Raw genomic sequence first — 10,864 nt, forward strand, 5'->3', positions numbered from 1 at the left:
ATTCAATCTGGTTTTGTTTTATGAAGTGTAATGTTGTTTAGAATTCTAGCCAGAAAACACCCAAAGCGCAGATGAATAAACAACCTCTACTCATTTTACTTCTTTCTTTTATAGCGGGAATTCTTCTTCAGGAATTTCTGGTTTTGGACAGGTTGTTTGTTTGCCTGATTTTAATTTTTTCTGGGGTTTCATTAATTTCAATCTTTATAAAATCTGTTTTTTTTCAAAAAATCAAATATTATCTTTTAGGATTTTTCTTTTTCTCGATTGGAATCTTTGTCCATTTTCAGAATTCTCAACAACCTAAACTTCCAATTTTAAAAGAAAAGGAAACCATTGTTTTTCAGCTTAATAAAAAACTCAATTCTAATGAGAAGAACAGGAAATATTACGTCGAAATTCTTGAGGTTTCTGATTTAAAACAAAAAGAAAATTTTCCTTTCAAAACTGTTATCAGCATTCCAAAAGATGTAGAGGCTTTAGATTTTATGCATTATTACAAGGCAGAAGTTTATATTCATCAGCCTGAAGAAACCAAAAATGATTTTCAGTTTGATTACAAAAAATATCTGGCAAGACAACGAGTTTATTTTCAAGCTTATCTTCCGAATGATATTTTAAAAACCGAGAAGAATTCAATTCTTTTTGAAGATAAAATCAAGCAAAAGCGCCTGGATATTCTTAATCAAATCAATCATTCTTCTTTGTCTCCGAGGATTCAGGAATTTCTAAAAGGAATTATTCTCGCCGATAGAACCGAGATGGATGCTGAAACAGTTAAAGATTTTAATCAAACCGGCTTGGTGCATCTTTTAGCAATTTCTGGTTCGCATATGGTTATTATTTTCTGGATAACATTGTTGATTTTTAATCAAATTCTTCCAGTGAAATTCAGAAAAGTTTCAATTGTTCTAAGTATTCTTTTGATTTGGACATTCGCCATTTTTATAGATTATGGAAGCTCTGTGATGCGAAGCTGCCTGATGATTACGTGTTATTATTTGATGGTTTTGTTGCAGCGGAAATCAGATTTGTTGCATTCTTTGGCGTTATCGGCTTTTATTCTTTTGATTTTCGATTCAAATCAATTGTTTGATGTTGGGTTTCAGTTGAGTTATGTTGCGGTTTTGGGAATTTGGTGGTTGACGAATCCAATTAAAAATCTGTTTAGGAAGCCAAGGTTCAAAGCTGAAAAGGTCTTTTATGAAATCTCTGCAATGACTTTTGCAGCGCAGATTGCGACTTTGCCTTTAGCAATTTATTATTTTCATCAGTTTTCTTTTGTTTCAATCATTGCCAATCTTTTGATTATTCCGTTGTCTGAAGTGATCATTGTTTCTTCTTTGCTGATTGTGATTTTAATTGCTTTTGGATTCAGTAATATTCCAGTTATTTACAAAGCTTTTGATGTTTTTGTTGAGTATATTTTGAAATTGATTCATTGGTTTTCTAGCCTCGAATCGTTGATGACGAGAAATATTTCACTCAATATTTTTGAATTAAGTATTCTACTTTTGGTTATTTATTTCTTGAAATTCTTAATCAAAGACTTTTTCAATCCGAAGAATCTGCTGAAGTTTGGATTTTGTCTTCTGATATTTTTTGTTGTCAGAATTTCATTTAATATTTATCAGTATAATAGAACAGAAATGCTTGTTCACGGTTTTAATAAAGAGAAAATCATTAGTATAAAAGATAAAGATCAAGTTGTTTTTTGGATGAAAGAAAATAAAAATGAAGACAAAATTTCAGACTTTGTCATTAATCCATATCTGACTTCAAGACGAATCAAGGATTTTAAAATCAATTATATTCCTGTAGATTCGGAAGCTTTTGTTTATGAAGGAAAGCAATATGATTTGAAATAGTGAGAATTAGTTTTCGTATGAATGTTTTTTAATGCAAAAGCTTTTTCGAAGACTTGAGATAAAAGCCTTTGAAATCGCACTGTCGAGAAGGCATTTTTTTACTTTAAAATCAATAAAAAACCTCCTGAAAATCACTTTCAGGAGGCTTGTTTTTATTTTACTTGCGGCGCAATTTTGTCACCGAATAGTTGGATTGATTTCATCATTACATCGTGAGCCGGATCGCCCACATCCATATGCCCAATGAATCTTGTCAAGCCAAATAGCTCTTTCATCTCATTGATTTTGTCTGCAACTTCATTTGCTGTTCCAATAAACAATGCACCGTCTTTGCTTCTTCCGCCTTCGTATTGCTCTTTGGTGTACGGCGCCCAGCCACGGGTTCTGCCAATTCTATCCATCTGAGATTTGTAATTGAAAAAATATTGGTCAATCACATTCTGGTCATCACTCACAAAAGTATGGGAATGGATGGCAATCTGCATTTTGCTTTCGTCGTGTCCGGCTCTCAGATATTCTTGTTTGTAAAAATCGATGAGGTTTTTGAATTGTCTCGGCATTCCACCGATGATGGCGACAATTAATGGCAAACCTAATTTAGCAGCTCTCAAAACAGATTCCGGAGTTCCACCAACAGCAATCCAAATTGGTAATACGCCATTGTTAAAAGCTCTTGGATAAACTGTTTGGTTTTCCATCGGTCTTCTTAAGATTCCGCTCCAGCTTACATTTTCTTCGTTATTGATTTTCAGTAATAAGTCTAATTTTTCTTCAAAAAGTTGATTGTAGTCTGACAAATCATAACCGTACAAAGGAAAAGATTCGATGAAGCTTCCTCTTCCGACAAAGATCTCCGCACGACCTTTTGAAATCAAATCAATCATCGCGAAATCTTCATAAACTTTCACAGGTTCAGATGAACTTAGAACAGTTACACCACTTGCTAATTTGATATTATTGGTAATACTTGCTGCAGCAGCCAAAAGAATCTCGGGAGACGAAACGGCATAATCTGCACGGTGATGTTCTCCCATTGCGAAAACATCCAGACCAACTTGGTCCATCAGTTTTACCTGCTCAAGGATTTCGTTAAGTTTTACGCTTGCATCTCTATATTTTCCGGTTTTGGTGTCTAGAGAAACATCTCCGAACATCCCTATTCCTAATTCCATAATAGTCTCATTTTTATAGTACAAATTTACACTTTAGGATTTTGGCTGACATTGATGTAGGGTAACTTTGATAGTTGTTGATGGATTGGTTTCTGGAATCTGCAATAGCGAATAGCCCGACCCGAGCGGCTGCTCAAGCTTTGGCGAGGGGATTGCCCAAATAAGATTTAAGACATTAAGCTTTTCTTTTTTTTGAGGCTGTAATAAATGCTTTTTATCAATCCATCTGCAACGGAAATCTTTGGAACATAAATATTTTTGATTTCTGCCCACGTCATAACATTATTGAAAATTTGTAAAGCGGGTACGATTACATCGGCGCGGTCTTCCCGGAACTGGTAAAGGTGCATTCTTTCTTCTACAGACAGATTTTGCATCTCTTTCAGGTATTTTTTGATGACGGAAACGCTCATTGGTTTGCCGTCTTTAGTTTTGCTCAGAGAAAATATTTTGTTGATGTTGCCACCTGAACCTATTGCTACGACAGGTTTTTTACTTTTGATTTTATCTTTGATTTCCTCTTTCATCTCATCCCAGGCAGATTGAGAAACCAATCCATTCAGTAATCTTATGGTTCCGATGTTGAAAGAATGTTCATATTTCATTTTATTATTCTCATAAAAAGTGAGTTCCGTAGATCCGCCGCCTACGTCTATGTACAAATAAGCAAAATTTTTGTCAAGTCCTTCTGCGACGTGGTTTTCATAAATCAAAGTAGCTTCTTCGTCTCCTGAAATAATTTCTATATTAATATCAGCTTCCTTTTTTACAATCTCGATGATTTCTTGTCCGTTTTTCGCATCACGCATGGCACTTGTTGCGCAAGCACGATAATGTTCTACTTTGTACATCGCCATCAACTGACTGAAGATTTTCATAGTACTGATGACCATTTGTTTCCGTTCTTCTCCTATTTCGCCTTTGCTGAATACATCCATGCCCAGTCTCAGAGGAATTCTCAGGAGATTTAGCTTGGTAAATTCGGCTTTCCCTTTGGATGGTTTTACTTCATTGATGAGCAGTCTGGCGGCATTACTGCCTATGTCTATAGCGGCAATTATCATTTTTCTTGAGACGAATTAAAGGATAAAAGTAAAATAAATTTTGCTCCCTTTAGGGTTAGGGGAAACAAAATTTAAAGTAAATTCCTAATACTTCTGATTTTTTAAATAATTATAGATTTCTATTTGGGAGCGTATTTTCTTGTTTTTGTCAGATTCTACATATTCATTCCGCATATTCTTATCCAAGATCCGGGCTTTTACATTGTCCTGCAACTGGATTTCCAGCAGTTCTTTCAGTTCTTTTTTAAGGTTTTTCTGCAGGATTGGTGTCGCAGCTTCTATTCTGTAATCCAAATTTCTGGTCATCCAATCGGCAGAAGAAATGTACATATTCTCTGCACCTTTGTTATAGAAATACATAACTCTTGCGTGTTCCAGATATTCGTCAACGATACTGATAGCGTGGATTTTCTTCTTGAAACTTTTTTGATTCACAGCACAATAGATTCCTCTTACAATCATTTTCGTGTCAACACCTGCATTGGCTGCTTCGTAAAGTTTTAGAATTAATGTCTTATCACTTAAAGAATTGACTTTAATAATCATTTCAGCTTTTCTTCCAGCTTTGGCTTCTTCGATTTCTTTGTCAATATGAGCAATGATTCTTTCCCGCATAAACTGAGGACAAACCATCAGACTTTTACAGGTTTTCAGAATCGTTATCGGGTCAACTTTTGGTTTATTTAGAACATTGAATACTTTATTAATGTCTGCCATTATTGCTCTGTTGGATGTCATTAACAAATGGTCTCCATATATTTTGGCAGTTTTTTCATTAAAGTTTCCTGTACTTACAAAACCATACTGAATTGTTCTGTTATTGACTCTCTTCTTAATTACGCATAGTTTGGCGTGTACTTTTTTATTCGGAATCCCGAGAAGTACTTTTACACCTTCCACTTCCAATCTTTCCTTCCATTGCAGGTTATTTTCTTCATCAAATCTTGCTCTCAGCTCCAGCATTACGGTCACTTCTTTACCATTTCGAACGGCATTAATCAAAGCATTCGCAATTTTGGAACTCGATGCCAATCTGTACGCTGTGATTTGGATTGATTTCACATCTGGATCCATTGCAGATTCTCTCAATAAGTCGATAACAGAATCGTAAGAATGGTAAGGAAAAGTCAGTAAAACATCTTTCTTGATGATGACATCTGTTACTCTTTGTTTCTTGGCAAATTCTGGGTGGATGAAGGATGTTCTTTCAACAGGTTTTTGATAAGCTTTAAAAACATCAGGAAAATCCATAAAATGTCTGAAGTTATGAATCTTTTGTCCAGGAATAATACTATCCTTTTTTGTTAAATTTAATTTCTTGATGAGGAATTCCAGTAGGGCTTTATCAATCTCTTTATCGAAGACAAAACGTGTAGGTTTCCCTTTTCGTCGGTTTTTAATTCCTTTTTCGATTTTATCTGCTAAGGGTGTTTTGATGTCATTATCGAGGTCAAATTCTGCATCTTTTGTCACTTTAAAACAATGCGCTGTAAAATCATCATAACCAAAATAGGAGAAAATATACGGAAGATTATAAATAATGACATCTTCCAAAAGCATCACATCCTTTTGTTCTTTATCTTCCGTTGGTAACAAAACAAATCTTCCATTAGCAGTCACCGGAACTTCGATAAAAGCATATTGACTTTCGTATTGCCATTTTTTTCTTCGCATCGTTACACCAATGAAGAGACTTTTTTCCCGAAGATAAGGCATTGGTTTGTTGTCATGAAGCAAAATAGGGATGACGTTTGACTCCACTTCTTCATCAAAATATTTGACAACAAATTCTTTTTGTTCAGCTGTCAAATGATTATGGTCTTTGATGAAAACTTTTTCCTTTGCCATTTCGCGCTGAACATCCTTCCAAGTTTTGTCAAAATCTTCTTGTTGATGAATAACCAATTTGTTGATTTTCTGAAGAATTTTGGAAGGCGCATCGTAGAAAGATTCGGCAACAAGCTTTTGTTTAAAGTCCATTGCGCGTTTCAATCCTGCAACTCTTACACGGAAAAACTCATCCAAATTATTGGAGAAAATTCCTAAAAAACGAATTCTGAGATGTATCGGAACACTTTTGTCCATCGCTTCCTGTAAAACTCTGGCGTTAAAAGCTAGCCAAGTGACATCGCGCGGATTAAATTCTTGTGGCATTATAGGGTTTTTGATTATCTCAAAATTACTAAAATTCATTGTATTAATTTGGGTTCGAAAACTACAATCTTAATGGGATTATTAATGTTTCGAGAATGTCAATTAAATTTTAAATACAGTGCAAAGACTTTACTATATTTCCTTTAATAAATTTATTTTAAATTTTCAATAAATTCGGACTCTTATTTTTAAAAAATTGATACATTTGCTTCCCTTTTATTGAAAATTTAAAAATATGAAGAAAATTCTATTAACATTAGTAATTGTTCTTAATTTGAACGCTTACGGACAAAGAACCTGCGGAACAGATAAAAAAATGGCTGAATTTTTCGTCGCTAATCCAGAAGCCGCTGCAAACAGAACTGCTTTAAAAGGTTTCTTAGTTAATAATAAATCTCAAGTCAACAGAAAAGCAGGAGTTATTACAATCCCCGTTGTAGTTCACGTACTGTATTCTAATACAACAATGAATATTTCTGATGCTCAGATTGCTTCTCAAATGAAGGTATTAAATGATGACTTTCGAAAACTGAATGCAGACTTCAGTACCGCTGTTCCAACAGTCTTTCAAGGTGTCGCAGCGGATATGGAATTGGCATTTTGCTTAGCTACAAAAAAGCCAGATGGCTCAGCTACTACAGGTATTGAACGTAAATCTGTGGCATCAGGGTTTAATTTTGATGATAATTACTACAAATCTTCGGGATTACCATCGTGGGATACAACAAAATACCTTAATATCTGGGTTGGTAATATTAGTGCAGGCTATCTAGGATGGGCATACCTTCCCGATAATGCAGGCGGTACAGATGATGGACTTGCTATCGGCTATAAATATTTTGGGACTACAGGAACTGTAGTTTCTCCGTATAATAAAGGAAGAACTGCAACGCACGAAATTGGACATTATTTTGGACTAAATCACATTTGGGGCGATGAAGAAGATTCTTGTGGAACTTCGTTAGGAGATGATGGTTGCGCAGATACGCCTGCTACGAAAGTGCCTTATTATGGTGCACCAACTTTTCCTACCAATCTGTATGCTTGTACAACCACTGCTAGTGGTTCTATGTTTATGAACTATATGGATTATGTGAATGATAACAAGATGGCAATGTTCACAAATAATCAGAAAACCATTACACAAAATACTATGGCTGGCCCAAGAGCAAGTCTATTGAATTCTAATGCTTGTTCTTTTTTAGCTGTTGATGACGTAGAAAAAGCTAACTCAATCAGTCTTTTCCCAAATCCTGCTGTTAATTATATTTCAATCGCTTCGCCTTTGGTGAAAATCAATGAAGTGGAGATTTTTGGTAATGATGGAAGATTGGTGAAAAGGGCTAACATCAAAAATGAAACGGACAAAATTGATGTGAAAAGCCTTCCTGTTGGAACTTATTATGTGAGAACTTATGATAATGGTAACTTCATCAAGTCAATGAAATTTATCAAACAATAAACCAACTAAAATTTGACTTAGTTAATTCAGTCTTGTATGGAGTTTTTTTTAATGACAATTTGTCACTTTTTATGCCGTGGTATAAATGTTGAGAATTGCAGAGTGTAAATAATTAATAATAACAAAAAAATAACATATAAAATGAGTAAAATAATTGGAATCGACTTAGGAACAACCAACTCTTGCGTTGCAGTAATGGAAGGTAAGGATCCTGTTGTTATCCCTAACGCGGAAGGTAAAAGAACAACGCCATCTGTTGTGGCATTCACGAAAGACGGAGAAAGATTGGTAGGAGATCCTGCAAAAAGACAGGCAGTAACCAATCCTCATAATACGGTATATTCTATCAAAAGATTTATTGGAACGCACTTTAAAGACGATGCTTCTGAAATCGGAAGAGTAGCCTACAAAGTAGTTTCCGGACCGAACGATACGGTAAAAGTAAAAATTGACGACAGAGAATACACGCCGCAAGAAATTTCTGCAATGATTCTTCAGAAAATGAAAAAAACGGCAGAAGATTATCTTGGTCAGGAAGTAACAAGAGCGGTAATTACAGTTCCAGCTTACTTCAACGACAGTCAAAGACAAGCTACTAAAGAAGCTGGTGAAATCGCTGGTCTTAAAGTAGAAAGAATTATCAACGAACCAACAGCTGCAGCATTGGCTTATGGTTTGGATAAAGGACATAAAGACCAAAAAATCGCGGTGTACGATTTAGGTGGTGGAACTTTTGACATCTCAATCCTTGATTTGGGTGACGGTGTTTTCGAAGTTTTGTCTACAAATGGTGACACACATTTAGGAGGTGACGATTTTGACGATGTCATTATCAACTGGTTGGTTGACGAATTTAAAAATGAAGAAGGCGTAGATTTGAAAGCGGATCCAATCGCGCTTCAGCGTTTGAAAGAAGCGGCTGAAAAAGCAAAAATTGAACTTTCTGCAACTACGCAAACAGAAATCAACCTTCCTTATATCACAGCGACTGCTACAGGTCCTAAGCACTTAGTAAAGACTTTAACTAAAGCTAAATTCGAGCAGTTATCTGCGGATTTGGTAAGAAGATCTATGGAGCCGGTTGCTAAAGCATTGAAAGATGCAGGTTTATCTACTTCAGATATCGACGAAGTAATCCTGGTAGGTGGTTCTACAAGAATCCCAATTATCCAAGAGGAAGTTGAGAAATTCTTCGGTAAAAAACCATCTAAAGGAGTTAACCCAGATGAGGTTGTAGCTATTGGTGCAGCGATTCAGGGAGGTGTGTTAACAGGTGATGTAAAAGATGTTCTTTTATTAGACGTCACACCACTTTCTTTAGGGATCGAAACAATGGGTTCTGTTTTTACCAAATTAATTGAAGCGAACACGACTATTCCTACTAAAAAATCTGAAGTATTCTCTACAGCTTCTGACAACCAACCGGCTGTAAGCATCAGAGTAGGACAGGGAGAAAGACCAATGTTCAACGATAACAAAGAGATTGGTAGATTTGATTTAACAGATATTCCACCAGCGCCAAGAGGAGTTCCTCAAATCGAAGTAACATTCGATATTGATGCCAACGGTATCTTAAGTGTTTCTGCTAAAGATAAAGGAACTGGTAAAGAACAGTCTATTAAAATTCAGGCGTCTTCAGGTCTTTCTAACGAAGAAATTGAAAGAATGAAGAAAGAAGCTCAGGAAAATGCTTCTGCCGATGCTAAGAAAAAAGAAGAAGTTGAAATCTTCAACAAAGCAGACGGATTAATCTTCCAGACTGAAAAGCAATTGAAAGAATTCGGTGATAAACTATCTGTAGACAAAAAAGCAGCAATCGAAACAGCTCACTCAGAATTGAAAACCGCTTTCGAAGCTAAAAATGCAGACGATGTAAAAGCTAAAACAGAAGCTCTAGACGCAGCTTGGATGGCAGCTTCAGAAGAAATGTATGCAGCAGGACAAGGTGCTCAAGGTGCAGATGCAGGAGCACAGAATGCAGGAGGTGCAGAAGATGTGCAGGATGCAGACTTCGAAGAAGTCAAGTAGTTATTGATTAATATTAATTAACAAAATATAGAAAATCCCCACAGGCGTATGTTTGTGGGGATTTTTGTTTTTTCAAAGATTTTTGATTTTGTGCTTTTTTAAGTGTTTTTTATTACACATTTGTACCATATTTGTACCGGCACTTAAGCAGAGAAGATGTGGCACTTAAGATTTTTTTTCTTACCTTTAGTTTTTCTATATGTATGATTAAAAGGATTAAAAGAGAATGTCTGCATTGTTCGCAGGAATTTATACCTAAGACAGTAACTTCATTTTATTGTCGTGAGCAGTGTATAAAAAATGCTTACCAGAAAAGAAAGCGTCAAGAAAAATTAGAATTAAAAAGACAAGAACTGATTGATCAGATTCCTTTAGATAAAATTCTCTTGACAGTCCCTGAAGCTGTTTTACTCTTTGACATTGCAAAAAGAACACTTTATAGACTTATCAAACAAAATGTAATACCTTCTATTAATGAAGGAACTCGTTTAATAAAAGTAAATCGTGAAGTTTTGCAAGAAATGTTTCCTCCGGCATCTAAAGAAAAGATTGAAAAGAAAAATTCTAATCCTAACTTGTATGATCTTTCTGAAGAGAATTGCTATACTATTGGTGAGATTTCCAAAAAATTTCAGTTACACGATACGAGTGTATACAAGCATATCAGAAAGTACTCAATTCCCACCCGTCAAATTGGTAATTATGTTTATGCTCCAAAAAGCGAGATTGACAAATTATATAATGGTACTATAGATTAAGCTTATGAAACAACTTTCAAAAACTCAAGTTACAGTTAGATTGCGTAAAGCTGAGGATAGAAATGAATGGTATGTCTATTTGGAGAGTTATCCTGTATTTATTGCTGGAAAAAATAAACCGCAACGTTCTAGGGAGTATCTCAATAGAATTGTTTATACGGTTGAATGGGATAAAAAAAGAACAAGCAGAACTAACCTAAAGGACGGGACAAAAGCCTTTAAACCAAAGCGTGATGATAATGGAATTATAGTTTGTAAGAGTGAGCGTGACAGGGAGACAATGTTGAACTAAACCTTCGGTAGCTTTCTCAGCGCTATATTTAGTTACTTTGTAAAACTAATTAAAAATCAGCAACAT

8 protein-coding genes are annotated in these 10,864 nt (G+C 35.3%); 5 read left to right on the forward strand and 3 right to left on the reverse strand.

The genetic code is table 11. The annotated features are described in order from the left end of the window. Positions 1–71 precede the first annotated feature (71 nt). Positions 72–1,868: a ComEC/Rec2 family competence protein gene (locus tag EGH73_RS10900; RefSeq protein WP_123281859.1), complete on the forward strand. Its 1,797-nt coding sequence runs from the start codon at positions 72–74 to the stop codon at positions 1,866–1,868. A 152-nt stretch (positions 1,869–2,020) separates the two neighbouring features. On the opposite strand, the gene EGH73_RS10905 is transcribed toward EGH73_RS10900, so the two are convergent. The 3 genes from EGH73_RS10905 to ppk1 form a co-directional block, all read right to left on the reverse strand. Further along, positions 2,021–3,040, reverse strand: a complete 1,020-nt coding sequence (locus EGH73_RS10905; protein ID WP_123281860.1) for an LLM class flavin-dependent oxidoreductase — start codon at positions 3,038–3,040, stop codon at positions 2,021–2,023. Positions 3,041–3,207: 167 nt separating this feature from the next. After that, positions 3,208–4,104 carry a Ppx/GppA phosphatase family protein gene (locus EGH73_RS10910; protein ID WP_123281861.1) on the reverse strand — a complete coding sequence of 299 codons (897 nt, stop codon included), beginning with the start codon at positions 4,102–4,104 and terminating at the stop codon, positions 3,208–3,210. A gap of 84 nt (positions 4,105–4,188) precedes the next feature. Then, the gene (gene ppk1, locus EGH73_RS10915) at positions 4,189–6,258 is read right to left on the reverse strand and encodes a polyphosphate kinase 1 (RefSeq protein ID WP_123281862.1); all 2,070 of its coding nucleotides are present in this window, start codon (positions 6,256–6,258) and stop codon (positions 4,189–4,191) included. A 235-nt stretch (positions 6,259–6,493) separates the two neighbouring features. Here ppk1 and EGH73_RS10920 point away from each other — a divergent pair, with 235 nt between their 5' ends. The 4 genes from EGH73_RS10920 (at position 6,494) to EGH73_RS10935 (ending at position 10,798) form a co-directional block, all read left to right on the forward strand. Continuing rightward, positions 6,494–7,720, forward strand: a complete 1,227-nt coding sequence (locus tag EGH73_RS10920; protein ID WP_123281863.1) for a M43 family zinc metalloprotease — start codon at positions 6,494–6,496, stop codon at positions 7,718–7,720. A 141-nt stretch (positions 7,721–7,861) separates the two neighbouring features. After that, positions 7,862–9,748 carry a molecular chaperone DnaK gene (dnaK, locus tag EGH73_RS10925; RefSeq protein ID WP_123281864.1) on the forward strand — a complete coding sequence of 629 codons (1,887 nt, stop codon included), beginning with the start codon at positions 7,862–7,864 and terminating at the stop codon, positions 9,746–9,748. 158 nt (positions 9,749–9,906) lie between these two features. After that, positions 9,907–10,506: a helix-turn-helix domain-containing protein gene (locus tag EGH73_RS10930; RefSeq protein WP_228370502.1), complete on the forward strand. Its 600-nt coding sequence runs from the start codon at positions 9,907–9,909 to the stop codon at positions 10,504–10,506. A 4-nt stretch (positions 10,507–10,510) separates the two neighbouring features. Beyond that, the gene (locus EGH73_RS10935) at positions 10,511–10,798 is read left to right on the forward strand and encodes a hypothetical protein (RefSeq protein ID WP_123281865.1); all 288 of its coding nucleotides are present in this window, start codon (positions 10,511–10,513) and stop codon (positions 10,796–10,798) included. Positions 10,799–10,864: the final 66 nt, after the last annotated feature.

The organism is Epilithonimonas hominis, assembly GCF_003730015.1.
Taxonomy (GTDB): domain Bacteria; phylum Bacteroidota; class Bacteroidia; order Flavobacteriales; family Weeksellaceae; genus Epilithonimonas; species Epilithonimonas hominis.